This window comes from Streptomyces sp. NPDC055025 (assembly GCF_053608565.1).
The window spans coordinates 41,647-61,670 of sequence record NZ_JBSGVS010000060.1 but is presented as its reverse complement, the minus strand read 5'-3'; the positions used below and the strand labels follow the sequence as shown (position 1 = coordinate 61,670).

General features: G+C 68.1%; 18 protein-coding genes and 1 pseudogene. 8 read left to right on the top strand and 11 right to left on the bottom strand.

The genetic code is table 11. From position 1 onward, the window contains the following. Nucleotides 1-113: 113 nt before the first annotated feature. The 5 genes from ACWGDX_RS30610 to ACWGDX_RS30590 form a co-directional block, all read right to left on the bottom strand. Nucleotides 114-305 (bottom strand): hypothetical protein, encoded by a 192-nt coding sequence (locus ACWGDX_RS30610; RefSeq protein WP_453630791.1) that lies wholly within the window; start codon nt 303-305, stop codon nt 114-116. After that, a complete protein-coding gene (locus ACWGDX_RS30605) occupies nt 302-1,618 on the bottom strand; it encodes a DUF2637 domain-containing protein (protein ID WP_453630789.1) in 1,317 nt (438 codons plus the stop codon). The genes ACWGDX_RS30610 and ACWGDX_RS30605 overlap by 4 nt, the downstream gene beginning before the upstream one ends. Continuing rightward, complete coding sequence (locus ACWGDX_RS30600; RefSeq protein WP_453630787.1) at nt 1,615-2,310, bottom strand: zinc finger domain-containing protein; 696 nt, start codon at nt 2,308-2,310, stop codon at nt 1,615-1,617. Before ACWGDX_RS30600 ends, ACWGDX_RS30605 begins: the two co-directional genes overlap by 4 nt. Next, nucleotides 2,307-3,275 carry a mucin-2 gene (locus ACWGDX_RS30595; RefSeq protein ID WP_453630785.1) on the bottom strand — a complete coding sequence of 323 codons (969 nt, stop codon included), beginning with the start codon at nt 3,273-3,275 and terminating at the stop codon, nt 2,307-2,309. Before ACWGDX_RS30595 ends, ACWGDX_RS30600 begins: the two co-directional genes overlap by 4 nt. A 220-nt stretch (nt 3,276-3,495) precedes the next feature. Continuing rightward, on the bottom strand, nt 3,496-4,170 hold the full coding sequence (locus ACWGDX_RS30590) for a WhiB family transcriptional regulator (protein WP_453630783.1): 675 nt from the start codon (nt 4,168-4,170) through the stop codon (nt 3,496-3,498). 1,535 nt (nt 4,171-5,705) lie between these two features. Between ACWGDX_RS30590 and ACWGDX_RS30585 the strand changes: the two genes are divergently transcribed. The 3 genes and pseudogenes from ACWGDX_RS30585 (at nt 5,706) to ACWGDX_RS30575 (ending at nt 7,530) form a co-directional block, all read left to right on the top strand. Next, the gene (locus tag ACWGDX_RS30585; protein ID WP_453630782.1) at nt 5,706-6,686 is read left to right on the top strand and encodes a LuxR C-terminal-related transcriptional regulator; all 981 of its coding nucleotides are present in this window, start codon (nt 5,706-5,708) and stop codon (nt 6,684-6,686) included. 56 nt (nt 6,687-6,742) lie between these two features. Next, nucleotides 6,743-7,084, top strand: a pseudogene (locus tag ACWGDX_RS30580) (hypothetical protein); the annotation flags it as partial. After that, entirely contained in the window at nt 7,081-7,530 is a 450-nt protein-coding gene (locus ACWGDX_RS30575; RefSeq protein WP_453630780.1) for a hypothetical protein, read from the top strand. The pseudogene ACWGDX_RS30580 and the gene ACWGDX_RS30575, both read left to right, overlap by 4 nt. A gap of 9 nt (nt 7,531-7,539) precedes the next feature. Here the strand turns inward: ACWGDX_RS30575 and ACWGDX_RS30570 are convergent, their stop codons facing one another. Next, nucleotides 7,540-7,806 carry a helix-turn-helix domain-containing protein gene (locus ACWGDX_RS30570; protein WP_453630778.1) on the bottom strand — a complete coding sequence of 89 codons (267 nt, stop codon included), beginning with the start codon at nt 7,804-7,806 and terminating at the stop codon, nt 7,540-7,542. Nucleotides 7,807-7,832: 26 nt separating this feature from the next. On the opposite strand from ACWGDX_RS30570, the gene ACWGDX_RS30565 reads away from it, so the two are divergent. The 5 genes from ACWGDX_RS30565 to ACWGDX_RS30545 all read left to right on the top strand — a co-directional run bounded on the left by ACWGDX_RS30565 (nt 7,833) and on the right by ACWGDX_RS30545 (nt 11,767). After that, nucleotides 7,833-8,237: an ATP dependent DNA ligase gene (locus ACWGDX_RS30565; protein ID WP_453630802.1), complete on the top strand. Its 405-nt coding sequence runs from the start codon at nt 7,833-7,835 to the stop codon at nt 8,235-8,237. A 508-nt stretch (nt 8,238-8,745) separates the two neighbouring features. Next, nucleotides 8,746-10,200, top strand: coding sequence for an ISAzo13 family transposase (locus ACWGDX_RS30560; RefSeq protein WP_453630776.1), 1,455 nt, complete (start codon nt 8,746-8,748; stop codon nt 10,198-10,200). A 95-nt stretch (nt 10,201-10,295) separates the two neighbouring features. Then, nucleotides 10,296-10,637, top strand: a complete 342-nt coding sequence (locus tag ACWGDX_RS30555; RefSeq protein WP_365906619.1) for an ArsR/SmtB family transcription factor — start codon at nt 10,296-10,298, stop codon at nt 10,635-10,637. A gap of 3 nt (nt 10,638-10,640) precedes the next feature. Continuing rightward, nucleotides 10,641-11,147 (top strand): SRPBCC family protein, encoded by a 507-nt coding sequence (locus tag ACWGDX_RS30550; RefSeq protein ID WP_453630774.1) that lies wholly within the window; start codon nt 10,641-10,643, stop codon nt 11,145-11,147. Continuing rightward, complete coding sequence (locus tag ACWGDX_RS30545; protein ID WP_383034982.1) at nt 11,147-11,767, top strand: dihydrofolate reductase family protein; 621 nt, start codon at nt 11,147-11,149, stop codon at nt 11,765-11,767. Before ACWGDX_RS30550 ends, ACWGDX_RS30545 begins: the two co-directional genes overlap by 1 nt. Nucleotides 11,768-12,597: 830 nt before the next feature. Here the strand turns inward: ACWGDX_RS30545 and ACWGDX_RS30540 are convergent. The 5 genes from ACWGDX_RS30540 to ACWGDX_RS30520 all read right to left on the bottom strand — a co-directional run bounded on the left by ACWGDX_RS30540 (nt 12,598) and on the right by ACWGDX_RS30520 (nt 19,772). Continuing rightward, nucleotides 12,598-12,846: a hypothetical protein gene (locus ACWGDX_RS30540; RefSeq protein ID WP_453630772.1), complete on the bottom strand. Its 249-nt coding sequence runs from the start codon at nt 12,844-12,846 to the stop codon at nt 12,598-12,600. 169 nt (nt 12,847-13,015) lie between these two features. Beyond that, the gene (locus tag ACWGDX_RS30535; RefSeq protein ID WP_453630770.1) at nt 13,016-13,249 is read right to left on the bottom strand and encodes a hypothetical protein; all 234 of its coding nucleotides are present in this window, start codon (nt 13,247-13,249) and stop codon (nt 13,016-13,018) included. 320 nt (nt 13,250-13,569) lie between these two features. Next, nucleotides 13,570-13,959, bottom strand: coding sequence for a DUF6302 family protein (locus ACWGDX_RS30530; RefSeq protein WP_453630768.1), 390 nt, complete (start codon nt 13,957-13,959; stop codon nt 13,570-13,572). 252 nt (nt 13,960-14,211) lie between these two features. After that, the gene (locus ACWGDX_RS30525) at nt 14,212-16,563 is read right to left on the bottom strand and encodes a Helicase associated domain protein (protein ID WP_453630800.1); all 2,352 of its coding nucleotides are present in this window, start codon (nt 16,561-16,563) and stop codon (nt 14,212-14,214) included. Nucleotides 16,564-17,021: 458 nt separating this feature from the next. Next, nucleotides 17,022-19,772 carry a Helicase associated domain protein gene (locus tag ACWGDX_RS30520; protein ID WP_453630766.1) on the bottom strand — a complete coding sequence of 917 codons (2,751 nt, stop codon included), beginning with the start codon at nt 19,770-19,772 and terminating at the stop codon, nt 17,022-17,024. Nucleotides 19,773-20,024 lie beyond the last annotated feature (252 nt).

Genomic DNA, 20,024 nt, shown 5'->3' with positions numbered 1-20,024 from the left:
CTCGTTGGGGGGGGGGTCCGGGGGGGGGTGGGGGGGGGCCCGGGCCCCGCCCGGGCCCACCCCCCCCCCGACGCAAGGTCAGAAGGGCCCGGTGACCTGCCCCTGCGTGGTTCTCAGCCGCATTCAAGGCAGTGCTCGTAGTGTCGGGACAGGGCGCGGGCCATGTTCAGGCGCACCGTGTCCGCGTACTTTCCGCTGGCCTTCGCGGCCGGGGTGCCAGCCTTGCGTTGGGCATAGTTCTTCTGGAAGCGGATGTCCTGCTCGAAGCCGGACTTGATGCGGTGGAAGCGGTGGCAGGTCCTCATCGTGTCTTCTTCTCGGAACGGGGCAAGTGGGCGAGTGTCTTGTCCTGGTAGAGGCGGGACTGGAGTTCACCGAACCGCTCGTTGCTGATCTTGATGCTGTTGGCCCGCAGGTAAGGCCGTATGGCCCGGCGGGTCATGCGTCCCTCGCGCAGGGCGCCGTTCCGGGCGATCTCGACCAGACGCTCCATCGGAACCTCGTGGCCTGGGTCGTCCTGGTCCGCGCCGCCTCCGGGCTGGTCCGCCGACCGCTCGCTGTGGTCCGCCGAGGGCTTCTGGCCCTGGTCCGCAGACGGGTTGGTGGCAGGTTGGTCCGCGGACCGACTGCTCTGGTCCGCACCGGAGTCGGTCTGCTGGTCTGCCGACTCCCAGGGATGGTCCGCTCTTGCCTGGGCCTGGTCGTCGTCCGCCAGGCCGTGGGCGTCCGGTCGGTTTTCCTTGGGACCGGCTGTGGTTTTGGCTGTGCGGACCACGCTGCCCTGGCCTGTATCCGGAGCCGGTCCTATGAATGCAGTAGGCGGGTGACCTGCGGTGATCCTGGTCCGCAGATCGTCGGCGGTCTGGTCTGCTTCCGAGGGGACTTGCTGGTCCGTTCCGTGGTCGGCTTGGTCCGGTCCCCGGTCGCTGATGAGACCGTGCAACTCGTTGCGGACTGCTGTGTCCTGGTCCGGCATGGTCCTGGTCCGCGCAGTATCGACGGTCCGGTCCGATCCGGAGACAGCGGTCCGGACCGTGCCGCCGCGGCCGTGCGAGCCGGGGACCCGGGGCTGGTCCGCACGGGAGTTGGTCCGCTGGTCTTCCTCGCTGCTGGTCCGCGACTGTGTGTTTCCGCCGGTCCGGTCCCTGGCCAGCGTACTGCTGCGCCGGTGGTCGGTGGGGTGGTGGCGGGTGATGAGGATGTAGAGGTGGACGGCGCCGGCGAGGGCGAGTGGGGCGAGGGTGGACAGGACGGCGACGACGGTGTCGCTGAGGCGGAGTGTGGTGTGGGTGGTCTGCTGGTTGAGGCGGACAGCGTGGAGGGCGTTGGCCCAGATGCTGGCGGTGGTGGCGGTGCCGAAGAGAAACCAGATGTAGGCGCGGGCGCGGAGGGGTGCGGTGGAGAGCACGAGGAGGGCGCGGACACCGTAGGCGATGAAGCCGTCGATGACGAGGGGGAAGAGGTAGGTGAGGGGTCCGCGGACGTGGATGGCGACGGCCATCTGCTGCAGGGCGTCATAGGACAGGGCGCACCCGGCGGCGCCCAGGGCGACGATGGCCAGGCGGTCCCAGACGCCGACCGGGGCGACGGTCAGCGGCACGGTGGCGGGGTGGGTCATGCGGCTCCAGGCGATACGTGGCGCTGCGCGGTGGCGAGGTCCAGACGGGTCGGGTGCGCGGTACGGCGCGGGGCGCGGTGATGGTCGAGGCATGGGGAACCCGCCGGTGCGCGGCACCACTCGCACGGGCACGCCACGTCGAGCGGGTCGGGCAGGCCGGTGGTGGCGAGGCGTTCGCGTTCGGCGCGGCGCGGCCGGTACGCGGCCAGCTCCTGGGCGACGGTGCGCGGCACGTACCCGCCGAGGGCAGCGAGGCGTTCGCCGGCGGACCGGTCTCGCTCCTGACGGCTCTGGCCGGTGGTGAGCGCCGCGCGCGGGGTGGCGACGGCGGTGCCAGTCTCGACCGCCCGGCGCTGGGCAGCGAGGGCAGCCCGGTAGGCCCGGTGGTCGTCGGGGTCGACGTCGGGCACCGGATCGACATGGCGCCGCAGCACGTCGCCGCGGAAGGCATGCCATGGCCGCGACACGTCGGCAGGCTTGACCGGGTACGGCGAGGTGGCGATGTGGTGGCGTACGGCCTGCGAGGCGTCCCAGTCGCGGCCCTCGGGGTGCGGGGCGGTCGGCGGCACGTCGGCAAGCAGGTCCGCCCACTGGTCCAACGTCTCTGCTGCGGCGGCCTCGTTGGCGGGCGAGCTGCGCGGGTCCAGAGTCACGGCGTAGGCGAGCAGAGCGGCGACTTCGCGGCGCTTCACTGGGCGCGCTCCTCTGGACCGTCGGGGCTGTCGGTGTGGTCGAGGGCGGCGGCGAACATGTCGGCGGCGCGGGCCACGCGGCCGGGGCGGGCGGCGTCGAGGTGGATCACATCGGCTCCGGGCGAGGTCGGGGCACCGGCGGGCACGGGCGGGAGGGCCTGCCAGCCGGGCAGGAAGTACCGGGCCGACCTGGGCCGGCTGCGGGCGTGGTGCCACTGTCCCCGGGCGTGCTCGACCAGGGCCGGGATGGCGGTCCTCGCGACGATCGCCTCCAGGCGGAACCACTCGCCGGGGACGAGGGACCACTCGACGACGATCCCAGCGGCGGTCATGGCCTCCTGCAGCGGCCGGATATTCGGCGGTACGACGGGGCCGTCGTAGTTAGCTAGCTGTACCTCCGAAGGAGGTACAGCAGGACGGGACGGGTCGGGACGGGGGGACCGTGACGCCCCACCACCGTCACGCTGTGACACGCTGGCCTGACCTGCGATGTCATGCGGAAACGCGATCTGATTCGCGGAGGATTCACAATTTTCAGGTGGCGAGTCGTCATCGTTTCCCGACCGATCCGCAGCCGGATCGAGTGGATTGCGCTGCTGGTTGCGCTGCTCGGCGGCCTTCTCGCGGGCACGCTTCTGCCGCTCGGCAGCGGCGCTACGCTCGCTCTCGACCCGGGCGCGGGCAGGGTTGTAGACCAGGAAGTCATGCATTATGTAGTCGCCCGTGGGTGGCTGTTCGCACCGGGTGCAGGTGTGGCCGCAGGCGTGCCACAGGCCGGAGGCGACCAGCTTCCGGGCCTGTGGAGCGGTGCCGTAGAGCTGGACGACGACGCCCGGAACCACACCCTCGGTCAGGTGCTGCGCGGCGTAGGCGCCCGCGCGCATCCACAGGCCCAGGGCGGCGTTACCGGCTTTGAGGAGCTTGGGATGCGCATGCGCGGTGTCGTCGACTTTGAACCAGGTCACCGAGGTTGTGCTCCTTTCGGGGTGGGACACCCGGGGCGAGGGACGCAACGGCTCGTGCCCGCCCCGGGGCTGTTACGTGGTTGAGTACGAGTGGGAGCTGGACCGGCCGGGCGCCACGCTGGAGGCAGCTGTGGCCGCATGCGGGCTCCCGGCCTCGTGGTCGCGCGTGTCGCTCTACCGCCCGTGTCGACATGGGCGAGGGCACTTCCAGTGCCGGTGCTCACGCTGCCCTTCGGAGCGCGGCGATCAGGGACTTGGTCTGTATGTGGCGGGTGACGGGTGAGAAGACCGGCTTTTCCTTCTGCTCCGTGCCGTCGTCTTCGTCCTCGTCCTCGGTGTTGGTGTCGTCGCCGTCGATGGACTCCGCGCCCGTGGTGATGTCCTGGTCGTAGAGGTCCCAGTACCGGTCGCGGTCGGCCACGGCGTGGCCGGCATCGCGCATCAGATCGCGGGCGTGGTCGAGGCTGACCTGGAGGGTGTAGGCGAGGCGTTCGGGGCTCCAGCCCCGGACGTAGGCGTGGCGGGTTACGGCTTCGCGCTCCGGCTCGCTGAGGTGGATGTCGCGGCCGAGGAAGGCGGCCCGGACCCGGGCGTAGTCGAGCCGTTTGTTGATCTTGGCGTACCAGTGGCGGCGTTCGGCTTCGGTGAGGCCGCCCCAGATGCCTTCCTTGATTGTGTTGTCGAGGGCATGGTTGAAGCAGACCCGGCGGACGGGGCACCGGCCGCAGATCCGCTTGGCCTGGGCGATAGACTTGTGGGCACGGGGCGCGGGGAAGAACAGCTCGTCGGCAGCCTTGGCGGGCATGCCGTGGCACAGGCCGCGCCGGTGCCAGCTGTGATCGGCGATCCCCCGCAGGGCCGTAGACGGGGTGCTGTTGGTGGTGATGGTGCGCAAGGAGGTTCTCCGGATGCGCCTCGGGGCCGGCGAGCACCCGCCCCCACCCGTGGTCGGGGGTGCGGGCGGGTGCGGCGGCGAGGCGGGGCAGGGGCGCGACAGGGTTCCGCACCGGAGGGAATCGGCGGTTGGCGGCTGGGGTCAGCCGCGCGGGGACCGGCGGCCCGCGCCGGAGAAGCGGACGGGAATGCCCACGCCGGACCGACGGGGGCGTACTGATTGGCCGACCGCAGTGCGCTGCACCGGTCGGCCCCGGTCCGTCCGGCGGGTGTGGACGGATGGGCGGAAGGCCGTCACCGGGCGCTCGGCCAGCGGCGCCGGGCGGGACGCCCCGGGCTTGACCGCGCGTGTCCGTGTCATCAGGCCACGCCCCGGTCCAGCCAGGCGGTACGCAGATCAAAGGTGTGGGGCTCCTGCCATCCCGCGTCCGGATGAGTACGAATCACCGCTCGCGCGGCTATCAATGCCTGCGTGCGCGTAACACGGACCGCGGCGCCTGTCTCGTCGGCAGCTGTCATCTCCATGTGGGGCCAGGCCGTCAGAGGCCCCACATGGAATTTCACGCACACCGTGACGGCCCGCGGCAGCATGGCCGACAGGTGCCGTGCCAGGTCCCTGGCACGCGGCGTGGGCTCCGATGGGCAATCCGTCGATGTCGCCGGGCAGGCCGGGACTTTGGGCCTTTTACCTAGGGCAGCGGACATGCAACACTCTCCCGTGAGGTAGCCGCATCCGGTGGCCGTGGACATGGTGCCGGTGCGGTTGTTGATAGGTGATCTCGCGCCCTGCAGGGGCGCGGATGTCATCAGCCGTCCGGCGTCTGGGAGCGGGAACTCTCAGGCGCCGGTGGTATTTTGGGGCCAGTGGCCCACATCTTCAGGTGAATGCGCGCGGCATAAGCCTCATGGTGACGATCCTGTTTATCCGGGCGGGTGCCCGGCAGGCCGACCAGCAACATAGACGGTCCGCGTTCCCAAGCGCCATACATGACTAAAGAACTCTCTACAAGTCATGTACCCGCACTGAATTCTGTGCTGGTACGGCAGGGGCTGTGGGCCTGCGGTCGGCCGGTCGACCTGCGGGTGACCTCACACCTGGTTCTGGGCGCGGGCCGGGACGGTATCCCAGATCACATCACCTGCGACGGCAACCGTCCTGGCCGAGTCCCAGTTCGTGTCGGCCAGGGACGCACCGGCCCCCCGGGGACCCGAGAGAATTGCTCCTGCCACGGCCAGGAGCAATGCGATTGCAGCTACGGCCGACCGGTTTACCTGACGGACCTTCATGGTTTTCCACCTTCCTCAGACGCTGCCGGCGTCCACCGCCGTCAGCGGATTTCCCTGCCGGACCATTCCATCCGGCCGGGGCTCTCGCCCTTTCGGGGCAGGTCATGATCATCGTGCGGACGGCCGCCATCGGATACACACTGGGAATATCGGTGGGGTCGCTGCGTGTAGGTTCCACGCAGCGACCTAGCGGCATCAAGGAAATTGGGCTTCCTCTGTACGCACTTCTCCAAGACGCAGGGTGCAAAAGTGACAGAAGGTGACGAAAGGGGCGGGCTGCAGGATCCTCTGGCAATCTCCGACCAGATGCTGGACCTGTACGCGCGCATCGCGAAAGGCGAGACGATCCCGGCGGACCAACCCGGGCTGGACGAACTGCTCACACTCGGCTTGGTGGTTGGTCATATCTTTGTCCCCGACCTGTACCTGCTCACCGAGCGGCAGCACACCTGGAAGACGCTCACGGAACGCGAAGGTGCCGCCATCGCACAGAGCGCCGCCCGTCTGCGGGCACTCTCCGGGCTTTTCGAGAGACTGCCCGGCGTCCAGGGGAGCGAAGAAGGGGGTGTCGAATTTCTGCCGACCCCAGTCCATGCCACAGCCGCGGTCAGTGCTGCTATCGCCGACGTACGTCACTACGTCTACACCGCGCATCCCAAGGAGCGCGAGGAACTGGCACTGCGCCAGGCGGTCGACAACGACATCGAGCGGCTGGGCCGGGGCATCGAGCTGCGGACCATCTATCCTGACAGCGCACGGTCCCGGGCCCCCGAGACCAGATGGGCCAGCACGGTCACCGCGCACGGTGCTGAGGTCAGAACCCTCGCCTCACGGTTCCAGCGGATGGTCATCATCGACCAGGCCCTGGCCATCGTCTCCGATCACAAGTCGGTGCCCGCCAACACTCGGAGCGGCTGGAAAGTCACCCAACCTGGCATTATCGGCTTCATCACCGAGTCCTTCGAGCTGCAGTGGGACCGGGCGGAGCCGTGGATGGGGGGACGTACACGGCGGAGGTCAGGGACGGTCACGACCCCCAGAGTCCGGGCCATCCTCCGCGGCCTCAGCGCCGGCCAGTCCCTGCGGACCATCGCCAGCAGCCTGGGTATCAGCTCACGCACCATCAGCACCAGCCTCGCCCCCGTCTACGAAGCACTCGACATCGAGCCCGGAGACTACTTCCGCCTGGCGCTGTGGTGGGCCACCACAGACGAACGAACCCTCGACTGATTCAGGAGACGGGTCTCACGGCCAGGATGACCGGAGCTGCGCGCCGCTGACGGAAGCTGCCACCCGCCGGCGCGGTGAAGTACTACTTCTACACGTGGCGCAATGACGGCACCGACCAGGTCATTCACGACCTGCTGCGCTGGCAGGTCCGCGAGAAGAGGGGCCGATTAGCCGACCCCAGCCTGGTGGTCGAGCGCAACCCGGCCGAGACCGGGTTCGTCCCGCAGCCGATCCGCTGGCGGGTGGAGCAGACGAACGGGATCTTGATGCTGCACCGGCGGCTGGTACGTGACTACGAGTACCGCCCCGCCTCGGCCGAGTCCCGGGTCTACTGGGCGATAAGCGACGTGATGGCCCGTCGGCTGACCGGCAGGGCGACGTCATGGCGCGGCGCGTGACCAGCGGGGACCTGACCCTGGGGGCGGTGCTGGTACGTCTGGAGGAGCGCGAGCGGGAGATCGCCGCGCAGACCGATGAGACCCGTGAGCAGGTCACGCGGCTCACCGCCGTGCTGGACGAGCTCGGCCGGGCCGCCGAGGAAGTGCGGATCACTCGCAAGACGTTGCTGGAACTGCCCGACCCGGCTCCGCCTGCGCCGTCACCGTCCGCCCTGGAGCTGCCGGACGGGACGGCCTACCAGGAAATCATGGTGGTGTTCGCCCAGGCAGACGGTCCGCTGCGGGCGCGGGGCGTGTGCGAGGCGATGGACCTGGACCCGGCTCCGAACAACATCAACAACGTCCGTTTGAAGCTCAAGCGCCTGACCGGGCGCAACATCTTGGCCGAGCCCCAACCGGGCCTGTTCGCCCTGCCACGACCGCAGCCGTCCGGTAAGCAGTCCTGACCAGCGCGCCTACTCGATGTCTGAGCTCGAATCAGCCGATGACTCAAGGCCCGTCTCCTCGGATGGCGTGGCCTTGATGCTCCCAGGAGCCCAGCCGAGGACTTCCTCGAACCTGCAGGCAACGGTCGGAGTGGGCAGGTCCCCACGGTCGCGTTCGAAGGTCCTGATGGTCGCGTGACTCAGCCAGGTACGTCGTGCGAGCTCGCGCTCCGAGATACCTTCGGCTTCACGGAACTCGACGAGGGCTCGCGCCAGCCGTGCCGATTCCTCACTCATGACCGCAGTATGCCGCTGATCCCTAGCTGCGACAGCCTTCTGTCTCGATCCCAGCTCGCGAGGGCAGTGGGAGGCCGCTAACTGCCCTGCCCTGCACGTCAATCCCACGACAGAGAGAAATAGGGCAAATCGTTGCGTACTGCCCTCTCGGGTCGGTTTTCTCCGCCACCGAACGCCGCGAACTCGCCCAATTCCTCACATTCATCCCGCGCGACACCTCCCCCTTCACCAACCCGGTGGACCTGCCCGCGCACTGGGTCGAACCCCGGCTCATCGCCGAGGTCGCCATGTCCAGCTGGACAACGGCAGGACGCCTTCGACACCCGGTCTGGCACCGACTGCGCCCTGACCTGACTCGTGGAGTGAAACAGCCGGGAGCCCATTCCCGCCACGTATGGACGGCGATACCGGTACCGAATCGGACGGGCTGAGGCGCGGGCCGAGTCGAACGAGAGGGCCTGGCGGCTGACAGACGAGCGCCGTCGAAGCCAGCGAGTCCTGGCCCAGCGCCACGACGGCCTGGATGCCGACAGTCCACAGTTGGTGAGCGGACTGGTCGGCACGACCCGACCACGATCGCACGGTGTATTTAGGCGCGGGTGAGTTAGGCGGCGATCGGTTGGCGACTGTGCCGCTCCCCGAGACGGCGGCCGACCTGTTCCTCAACTCGCTCGGCAACCCGAACACGCCCGCAGCTACGGCATCGCTATCGGGAAGACCGCAGTACGTTTCGGTGGGGGTCGTCCGCTCGCGTCGGTGGAGGACGAGGTGGTGGAGCTGCTGTGGGGCCGCGCGGCGGTGAACGCCTGGAACGCCCGCTGCGGCGCCGTGCCGTCTCGGACGGGCTCCGAGCGCGGGGCACGAGGGCCCGGCGCTCCCGGCTTAGGGCGTGCAGATCTTTAACTCGTAGCTTCCCGCTCGGTGGTTCGTTGGTCTGGCATGAGCGGGTTGGAAGTGCAACAAGCCGTGCTGGCAGCCAAGTTCGAGGCGATTCTGCCGCACCTCGACGAGCGGCAGCGTCGCCTGCTGACAGGGGCGGAGGCACAGTCCCTCGGCCGCGGCGGGATCAGAGCGGTCGCCCGTGCCGCCGGTGTCCGCGAGGCCACTGTGTCTGTCGGAATGCGGGAACTCGACTCCGGAGAGGCCCCGTTGGGACGCATCCGCAGGCCCGGCGGTGGCCGCAAACGCGTCGTCGACCTGAACCCATCCGTTCGGGAGGCACTCCTCATGCTGGTCGAACCCGACGTCCGCAGAGATCCCATGTCGCCGCTGCGCTGGACCACCAAATCCACCCGCAAGCTCGCCGGGCAGCTGACCCGGCAGGGCCACAGGATCTGCGCGGACACGGTGGGCGACCTCCTGCGCGAGGAGGGCTTCAGCCTGCAGAGCAACGCCAAAACCCTGGAAGGCAAGCAGCACCCCGACCGGGACGCACAGTTCCACTGCCTCAACGAGCAGGCCCGGACCCACCAGGACAGCGGGGCTCCGGTGATCAGTGTCGACACGAAGAAGAAGGAACTGGTCGGCCCCTTCAAGAACAACGGCCGTGAATGGGAGCCGAGAGGCGAGCCGGTGCGGGTCGACACCCACGACTCCCCCGACCGCGAGCTGGGCAGGGCGGTTCCCTACGGCATCTACGACATCGTCGCAAACACCGGCTGGGTCAACGTGGGCACCGACCACAACACCGCCGCGTTCGCCGTCGAATCCGTCCGCCGCTGGTGGAACGGAGCCGGACGGACCGCCTATCCAACGGCCGGCCAGCTGCTGATCACCGCCGATGCGGGCGGTTCCAACGGGTATCGCACCCGCACCTGGAAGACCGAACTCGCCCGGTTCGCCGCCGAAGCCGGCCTGACGATCACCGTCTGCCACCTGCCTCCCGGAACGTCGAAGTGGAACCGCATCGAGCACCGGCTCTTCTCCCACATCACCATGAACTGGCGCGGAAGGCCCCTGACCAGCCACGAAGTCATCGTCGAGAGCATCGCCGCGACCACCACCAAAACCGGCCTGACCGTGCACGCCGAACCCGACACCAACCCCTACCCCACCGGCATCCAGGTCAGCGACGACGAGACCGCCGCCCTGCCGATCACCCGCCACCGCTTCCACGGCGACTGGAACTACACCCTCCACCCCCAGCTCACCCCAGCCCAGCGGATCCTGGCCACCGTGCTCCACCTGCGCAGACTCGCCACCATGGACCTCCTCGGCCAACTCTTCGGCGTCACCGCCATGACCATCAGCCGCGCGAAACACGAGGTCCGCCCGCTCCTGGAGGCACACGGCTACCACATCAACACCTCAACCGCCCACCTCCGTACACCATCCGACGTCGCAACGTTCCTCGCTTCCGACCCCACTTCAACCAAGGTCAAAAAGACGAGTTAAAAATCTGCACGCCCTTAGGCAAAGCGGCTGGCGGTGCCGGACTCCAGGACCCCGGCTCGGCTTTACATATACCGATATAGGCATATGATGGTCTCATGGCACGAGCAGCAACGACGTCGGATGTCTTCAACGCGATCGCCGAGCCGCAGCGTCGGGAGATCCTGCTGCTGCTGCGGGCCGGCGAGCGGCCGGTGACCGAGTTGGCCCAAGAGCTGGGGATGACCCAGCCGGGGGCGTCCAAACACCTGCGGGTGCTCCGGGAGGTCGGGCTGGTGAGGGACCGCAAGGCAGGCAAGCAGCGCCTGTACGGCCTGGACGCCCGCGGGCTGCGACCGGTCCACGAGTGGACCGGCGGATTCGAGCGATTCTGGAGCGGGAGCTTCGACCGGCTCGACGCATATGTGCAGGAACTGAAACAGGCAAGTCAAGAGGAGTAGTTGATGAGCGTGACAGAACGACGAACGCCGGCGCTGTCGGCGACAGCCGGCCGCGAGATCGTGATCTCCCGGGTCGTCGACGCTCCGCGGGAGCTGGTGTTCGAGGCGTTCACCGAGGTGCGTCACTTGTCGCGGTGGTGGGGGCCGGAGGGGTTCACCACCACCACCCGGGCGTTCGAGTTCCGTGCCGGCGGGGACTGGGACTTCGTGATGCACGGACCGGACGGGACGGACTACCAGGAGTGGATCTCCTGGACCGAGATCGCCCCGCCGGAGCGGATCGAGTTTCTCCACGGCGAGTCCCGCGATGACCCCAACGCCTTCGAGTCGGTCTTGACGTTCGAGCCCGACGGGGCGGCGACCCGGATCGAGATGCGCACGGTGTTCCCCACCAAGGAACTGCGCGACGAGGCGGTCGAGAAGTACCACGCGATCGAGGGCGGCCGGCAGACCCTGGGCAACCTGGCTGCCTACGTCACCGAGATCGTCCGGAAGGGAGCCGAAGCCTGATGGCCGGGAAGGTGTTCTTCAGCGTGTCGATGTCGCTGGACGGTTTCATCGCGCCCGAGTCCCCCGAGGAGCTGATGGGCCGGCAGTGGATGGAACTGCAGCAGTGGATCTTCCCGCTGCGGTTCTTCCGGGAGAATCTGAAGCTCGGCGAGGGCGGCGAGGAAGGGCGCGACAACGACATCGCGCGGGAGACGTTCGAGCGCACCGGCGCGAGTGTGATGGGCAAGCGCATGTTCGACGCCGGTGAGCAGGCATGGCCGGAGGAGCCGCCGTTCCACACGTCGGTCTTCGTCGTGACGCATGAGAAGCGTGACCCCTGGGAGCGGCCGGGCGGCACGACCTTCCACTTCGTCAACGACGGTGTCGAGACCGCGCTCGACCGGGCCCGTGAGGCCGCCGGCGACCGGGATGTCCGCGTCGCGGGCGGCGGCGCGACGATCCTCGAGTACGTGAACGCTGGCCTGATCGACGAGTTCTCGATCGCGCTGTCGCCCGTGCTGTTCGGCTCCGGGATCCGCCTGTTCGAGGGAGTGGACGCGGCCCGCGTGGCCCTGGAGCCGCTCCGCACGGACCCCTCCCCGAGGGTGACGCACCTGACCTACGCCGTCCGGGAGCGGTAGCCAGGAACTGGATGCGAGCCGCACCCCGGCGGCGCCTCAGCCCGCCGGGATCAGCAGGGCGCTCGGCGCGTCCACGCCCTCGGGCGTTGGGGAGGGTGAGTGTCCTGGCCACGATCTCGGCCGCGCGCTGCTCCAGCCCGGCCAGACGTCGCAGCCTGCGGGCCCGGAAGCGTGCGAGGTCGCCGCGCATACGGGAGACGGCCTTGCGGGTACGGACGGAGGGGACGCCGTCCATGTGGTCGATGGCCCGGTGCCAGGTGGCGCACGCCTGCTCGACACTGCCGCGTTTTGAGGTGCATCTCTGCGCCCGCGACCAGGTCCAGGGCGACGATCCGCGCGTAGGTGTCCGCCGGGCGGGCCATGGCGGCGAGCGCGTACTGCTCGGCGGCGGCGCGGTGGTCTCCCAGGGTCTCGTGGACCTTGGCGGTGCGGGAGTAGACCGAGGCCGCCGGTGGGCCCCAGGCCAGCGCCCAGAACGGCACCTCGTAGCCGGAAGCGGAGGTCAGCAGGGTGCGGGCGTGTTCGGCCTCGGCGAGGGCGGCGCGGCGTTTGCAGGTCTTGGCCAGGCTGTGTGCGTGGACCACGCGGAAGAGGGCTTCGGTCTGGGCGTCGACCTGTGCCTTGGCGCGGTTCAGGCCGGTCTCGCCAGGCCCAGGCAGCGCTCTGGGCGGTGGAGTTTGAGGCCCTGCATGGCCATGGTGCGCATCACGAATACGTCGTGGCCGCGTAGTCCGGATTCGGCGGCCAGGGTGTAGGACTGGAGGTAGTAGTGCTGGGCGGGCGCGTGCGCCAGCCCGCAGCTTGGCGGGTGGCGCGTGGTGGTGACCTGTTCAGGCGTCCGAGAGGCGGCGGGTGTCGTGCACGAAGCTGGCGACATGTTGTTCCCTGCGCCACGGGGCCAGTGCCCGGACAATGTTGTGGAGGTAGCTGTGAGCCCATGGGGAGCGCAGGTTCTGGAGGATGGTCAGGGACTCCTGGGCACTGGCCGGGCCTTGGTCGAGGTCGTGGCGCTGGAGGTGGGCGGCTGCCAGGACGGCTTTGCGGATGCCGACGGCGCGCGTGAAGCGGGTGGCGGGCATGGGCGCGGCTTCCTCGCTCCAGCGGAACGCCTCGGCGTGGTGGTGGTCACCCGCCTCATCCTGTCTGGCACGGCGGTCCAGTGGGCGGGTTCGCCGCAATCTCACCTGTTCCCGTAGACGTGTCGGTCCCCAGCCGGACGTCTGGGGGCCGAGCGTGGACTGATCCGGATCAGTGTGAGTCGTTGCCCGGATGGCACGGGCCGCACTTCGCCGCGTCGGCCCACAGGGGAAGGTCGACTTCCCAGCCATCGGCGGCGACGTGCTGGGCGGTCTTCATGACCGAGCCGTCTTCCTTGAAGCCGGCCTCAGGGACGTGGTGGAGGAAATGCCCGGAGTTGAACCTTTCGCGCAGCTCGGCGTACGCCAGGGTGTCGAGAATGACCGTGTGTACGCCGATGTCCACGAGCGCGCTGGGGGCCAGGCCCAGACCTTCGCCCCGGTGCGCCGCCCAGCTTCTTCAGAGCTCTCAAGAAGACAGCGACGCCGCGGGTCCGGTTAGCTCGAACCTTTCGGGACGGCGTTGCGCGCTCAACGACGGTGATGATTTCTGAGACCGTGGCGGACGACAGGTCACCGAACGGCCCCGGAGGCACCGTCGCGGGCGCAGGCTTCTCGCGGCACGCTCCCCGGAGGGGGCGTTCGGGGTGAGGTCTCGGATCGGGCTGGGGGCACGCACGATCCCGTGCGTGTACAGCTACGCCGTGCGATTTGCCGTGGGAGCTCCTACCCGTCCTTCCGTGGTTTGTGCTCGTACCGGGTGATGACCGCGTCGGAGTATCCGTAGAACCGCCACCGGGCCGCGGCGTCGCCGGAGGGAGGGCGTTCGCCCCAGATGACCGTCCGGCTCGGGTCCCGGGCGCCCTTGGCTCGCTGTACGCGTAAGGAAGGAAAGCCTTCGCGGTCCTTCAGGGCCGCCAGCGCGGCGCGTGCCTCCTGATCGCCGTTGACGGCGAGGTAGCCGGCCCTGCGTGCTCCGCCGACCGGTACGGTGAGCCGGTACCTGGGTTTGCCATCTGCCTTGCTTACGGGTACCTCGACGGCCTGGTCCAGGAGGGAGGGATCGGCCAGCCGTTCGAGCATCCACGCGCGGTCCGTTTCCGCTGTGTGCTGCATGAAGTGCCCTGACTGGAGGTGGGGGCGGGGCCGGGGGCTTTCGCGACCCGAAACGGGGCAGGGGGTTTGCTGTCCGGCGGGCCGCGCGTCGGCTCAAGCGGGGTGGTGTCACTGTTGTTGCGGGTGTGTGTGGGGGTGGTGGCAGGCAAGGCGGCGTGCGGACCGTCGGGGGAGAGGTCGGGGGCCGCCGTGGTCGGGCAGAGCGTCGTCGACCACGTGGCTGACGCGCCCGGTGCACAGGCCCTGGCGCGCTCAGCCGTGGTCATCTGCGGCCTTCCGGCGAGGGTGAACTGCCCAGATCATGCCTATCTGCGCCAGGTCGTCCACCTGGCTTATGGTGAGCTTTCCCGCTTTGTAGTGATTCCGTTGCTTGTGGATCCAGTCCCCGAGCTTGAACGCTTCGGCCCCGTCGGTCACGAACGTCGAAGGAACCCTCAGGTCGCCGTACCGATCGAAGTAAGCCTCCGCAAATTGGAAACCTCGCCTCCACTTGTATGCACGGGCCTCCCACACCATGCCGAGGCCATCGAGATCCCGTATCCGTTGAGGTGTAAGGGTGCTGAGACCCTGCTTCTTCCAAGTACGGCAGTTGCTCAGCCACGCTCCGAGGCGCAGCGGTGGATCGTCATCGGTGACATACGAGGCGGGGGCGAGCAGGTCGCCGTGTCGGCGGTGATAGGCCGTGGCGGCGGCGAACATCGTGTTCCAGTGGGCCTGCGGGACGGTCTCCCAGACGATGCCGAGCTGGTCCAGCTCAGCTTTCTGGTCGGCGGTGAGCTTCTGCCCCAGGCGGCGAACACGCAGAAGGAAGCTGCCCAGTTTGACGGGGTCCTCGCCGTCAGTGACGTAGTTGGAAGGGACGCGAAGGTTGCCGTGCTCCCGGTGGTAGGCCCGGGCGGCGCTCAGATGCCGCTGCAAGAGGGCCTCGCGCCGGTCGAAGACCGCGCCGATTGCCTCCAGACGCTGGCGGCGCTCGGGACGGAGCCGTCCCTTGCCGTACATCCTTCCCTGTTCGGCGAACCAGATTCCCAGGCGCAGCCCCGACGAGGTGACGTGCGAGACCGGGATCAGCAGATCGCCGTGCTCCTTCCGGTAGGCATGGGCCGCGCCGTAGTACTCCTCCCACGTCTCGGTCAGTACCGTGACCGCGTGCACAGTGATCGCGGAGACGAACGCCGGCGGCACTGAGATCCCGCTCACGTGCAGCCAGCCGGGGACGCCGGAGAGCCTGGCGCTCTTGGTTCCGGTTTGCCCGATCGAGGCACGGGCGGTATCCAGAGCGGCGGCGAAGGTCTCGTCCTGCGCGCGCAGCGCCTGAGCCACTTTCCACACAGGGGCGTACGTGGAGTCTTCCAGCGCGGAGACCGCGTCCTGGCCCGGCTTCAGGATCACCGGCACGATGATGTAGGCGGTCTTGTCGGGTTGTCCGCCCAGCCGCAGGGCCCTGCCGATGGCCTGCACGGTGTCAACCGGGCTGTCACGCGAGTCGATGAACGCCACGCCGTTCAGCTCGGGAATGTCGACGCCCTCGCTCAGTACACGTGAGTTGGAGATGATCACCCGGCCTGCTGTCTTGTCGCGCAGACGTGACAGCACTTCCCAGCGCTCGGCACGGGGCTGCTCGCCGTAGACGCAGCCGGTCACCAGATCCGGTCCTGCGCCGTCCGTGCCCTGAAGGAGCGCGTCGGCGGCCGGCAGCGTCTTGGAGAACCACTGTGCATCACGCACCAGGCGGTGATAGGTGAGGATGCGGTCGATCTCGAACTCGCGCGCCGCGCGCAGTACCGCGATCTGCCGGGCCAGCATCGGCGCGGCCATGGCGGCGGGGCCCACACTCAGGAACTGCTGGGTCTCTTCGCCGGCGGTGGCCAGTTGCCGCATCTCCTCGTCAGTGATCACGGCCACCACGAGGCGGTAGTCGGCCAGCAGCTCCAGTTCGCGGCCGCGGGCGAACGACAGACGGTACGCGATCCGGCCGTAGGTTTTCTCGTCGTCCATGCTGAAGACCTCGTCGCCGCCATGGCTGCCCCGGGGCACGACAAGCCGCGGTGTCGCCGTCATGTACAGGCGCCTGGCCGCGGGGATGAGAGCGTCGTCGTGGACGATCGACCAGTCGCGGCTCCGGGCGCCCGCCGAACGGTGGGCCTCATCGATGACGAGCAGTTTCCACGGGGCGACCGCGTGATCACGGTGTGCGGCAGCGATCAGCGGCAGACTCTGGTAGGTCACCGCCACCGTGCAACGGCTGTCACCCCGCCCCCTGAGCAGCGTGGCGAGCCGGCCCGGATCGGTAGTGACCTGCGCCTGGAGAGAACCCAGATCATCCGCGGCCTCGCGGTCCATGATCTCGTCGTCCGAACACACGGCGATGACCGTGCCCACCGCGTCACGTCCGGACGTCCGCAGCCACGACCTGAGGGTCTGGGCGGTCAGGTCCAAGGTGGGGAGAACGATAAGAACAGGGCCGTCCGGCGTGACAGCGTCGGCTGTCTCGCTGCCCACGCGGGTCTTACCGGTCCCGCATGCCATCACCAAGGTCGTGCGCGCGGCCTCGGCGAGCTCCGACAGCACGGCGGAGACGGCATCACGCTGGTGGGGCCACATCGGTACCGCAGTTAAGGGTGCCACTTCTTTCTCTCCGACTCGATCGAACATGGTCAGCGTTACGGTCAGGCGGCCAGGGCCAGGGTGCGGTGGAGCGCGACTTCGGCCACGACCGGCAGATGATCCGCGAGGGCACGGGCCAGCTCGGTGTCGACGGTCCCGTACGACAGCTGCGTGGCCCGCGACGACGGGGTGTGTTCGTGTTCGCCGCCGCCGGGCTCCGTAGACCACGTTGGTGCGGCGGTGGACGCGGCCGGTGCACCGGCCCCGCCTCAGGCTCGTGCATTGAGCACCGCCGACAGATGATCGGATGCTTTGCGGGCCCGAGGGGTGTCGTAGGTGTAGTACGACCGCACGGTGTCCAGGCCGTTCACGAGGATGTAGTTCAGGGACCAGGGGACGGGCCTTTTCTGGGATTCGTCTTTAGCTCGGTGAAGCGGCGGGGTCCGGGAGGCTCGCTACGGCCATCGCATGCCGATCTTTGTGAGGTCCTTGATGCGCTTCGCGGGAATCTTTTCCTTTTTGAATTCGGTTCGCTGGCGAGCGATCCAGGCGCCGAGACGCAATTCCTCCGGCGGCGCGGTGATATATTTGACCGGGATCCTCAAGTGGCGATTGGCCCTATAGAACGCCTTGGCTGCGGCGAAATGCTCAAGCCACGTGGCTTCGTTTGCATCCCAGATCATCCCGAGCTTTTCCAGCTCTGAGATTTGGGCGGCCTTCAGCTTTCCGCGAATCCGGCGATCCCGTGTTTTTGATATCCATTGCCCGAGCTTGAATTTCTCGCCGTCGGAGCCGGTGATTGTGTGTCGTGCCGGCATGTTGAGGTTGCCGAATTCGTTGTGGTATAGGCGTGCGAAGGTGAGGGCATGCTGCCAGGCGCGTTCATGGGATCCTGTGAGGATCACGCCCAGGCGTTCGAGTGCCGCAGTGCGTTCGGCGCTGAGTGTTCCGGCTTCCATTTCGGTGCGCTGCCGATACAGCCATTTTCCAAGGTCGACCTCGCCGTCGGGTAGTTGCTCGATGTGCCGCCTCGGCATATCGAGGTTGCCGTGGCGGGTGTGGAATTCCTGCGCTGCTTCGAAATTACGGCGCCACTTGTCCTCCTGCGCCTTCCAGATCATTCCCAATGCATCGAGTTCGGCGATCCTCTCCGGAGTCATTCTCCTGCGCTGTCCACGCTTGCCTGCCAGCCACAGTCCCAGGGGGAAGTCCTGTGACCTGTCCGCGGCGTCTTCGACATGGTCGCGGGGGACACGGAGGTGACCGTGGCGTTGCTGGTATGCGCGGGCAGCTTCGATGCCTTGCTTCCAGTCCTCCGTGAACGTGGCCCACACCATGCCCAGCTCGTTCAGCGACTCACGCTGCTGAGAAGACAGCTTCTCTCGCCGCGCTCGGACGCCGTTTATCCACGCGCCGAGACGAACGGGGTCGGGCCCAGGGGTGACGTGGCTGCGTGGGACACGCAAGTCGCCGTGCTCGGCGCGGTATGTGGCAGCGGCCTTGAGCCACTGCGCGAAGTTCTTGTCGAGGACGTCCCAGACCATGCCGATCTCTTCGAGCTGGGCATGCCGGGCCGGCGACAGGTTGCCGCTGCTGTGGAGCTGGCGGGCCCGCTGGATCCACAGCCCCAGGGCCAGCCCGGATTCGGTGACGAAGCTGGTACTGACCAGCAGGTCGCCGTGTTCGTCGGCGTAGGCGGCGGCGGCCCCGAGGTGCTCTTCCCACGATGTGGTGGTGGAGCGGACTGCCTGCACTGTGATCGCCTCAGCGAACCGGTGGGGCACCGGTATGCCCTTGAGCTGGAGCCACTTCGGTAGCTCCGTGAGGGTCTCCTTTGAGGGGCGGTGGCTTCTGCCCAGCTCGCGGCGCCGGGCCTCCAGTTCCGCCCCGAGAGTTTCGTCATGAGCGGCCAGTGCGCTCACCACCTGCCAGACAGGGGCGTATGCGGAGCCCTGGAGGGCGCTTACGGGGTCCTGGCCGGGTTCCATCAGGACTGGGACGACGATGTACGCGATCTTGTCCTTCTTGCCGCCCAGGCGCAGGGCTCGGCCTACCGCCTGAACGGTGTCGATCGTGGACTTCCGAGCATCGATGAAGGCGACGCCGCCGACCGCTGGTGCGTCGTAGCCTTCCGACAGGACTCGCGCGTTGGAGATGACCACCCGGTCGAGGCTGTCGTCCGCCAGTTTCTGGAGTTCCTCGCGCCGCTGCGCCCGCCGTTGAGAACCGTGGACGAAGCCCGTTGCCAACGGGTCCGTCTGTCCGAGCAACGCGTCCGCTTCGGGCAGTGTCTGGGAGAACCAGCGCGCATCCCGGACCCGCTGGTGGTAGGTGAGCATGCGCTGGACATTGAAGTCGCGGGCTGCCCGCAGGACTGCGACCTGGCGTGCCAGCATGGGTGCGGACACTGCGGATGGTCCGAGCTGAAGGAAAGTGCGGCTGTCGTATTCGGTGGCAAGCCGGTGCATCTCCTCGTCCGTGACCACGGAGACGATGACGCGGTAGTCGGCCAGGAGCTTGCGCTCCCGGGCCTTCGCGAAGCTCAGCCGGTGCGCGATACGGCCGAACACCTTTTCGTTGTCCATGCTGACAACCTCGGACAGGTCACCTTCACGGACACGGACCAGGCGCGGTGTCGCCGTCATGTAGAGGCGCTTGGACGCGGGCACCAGGACGTCGTCGTGGATCACTGACCACTGCCGGTCCTTGACTCCGGCCGAGCGATGGGCCTCGTCGACCACGACCAGCTTCCACGGCTGGACCCCCCTGATCCGGTGGGCTGCGACAAGCTTTGGCAGGCTCTGGTAAGTGATGGCCACGGTGCTGCGCCCCCGCCGCGCTCGCAGCAGCTCTGCCAGTTGGCCAGGGTCGGAGGTGACTTCGACCTGAAGGTTTCTCAGGTCGTCGGCCGTGTCGCGGTCCATGACCTCTCTGTCGCCGCACACCGCGATGATCTGGCCCAGCGACTCACCTCCCAGCGCCTCCAGCCAGGCAGAGAGTGTCTGGGTGACCAGATCGAGTGTGGGCACCACGATGAGTACGGGCTCGGACGGCGACACCAGCCGTGCTACTTCGGCTCCGACCCGGGTCTTCCCTGTGCCGCAGGCCATGACATTCGTGACGCGCCCCGCCGAGGCGAGTTCAGCCTGGAGATCTTTCAACGCCTCTCGCTGGTGGTTCCACAAAGGTGATGCTGGCAAGGCCACGTTCGCTTTCTCTGCTCTCGGTGTTGTCAGGATGGCGCCTTGCCGGCGCCGTCCGTTGTGTGGGTTGGATTCTGCGCGTAAGCGGTGAGGTTCCCCCGGAACGGAGGACTGTCAGCCTGTCGATTACCTCTACGAAAGGGGTGTTTGCCGTGACTTCACGCAGAGGCGCGGCGATCTCCTCTTCACCGGGGCCGGGCCCCGGCGGCACACCGGGCAGGCGGCTGAACCGCGGTACCGGGTGGGAGAGGCCCG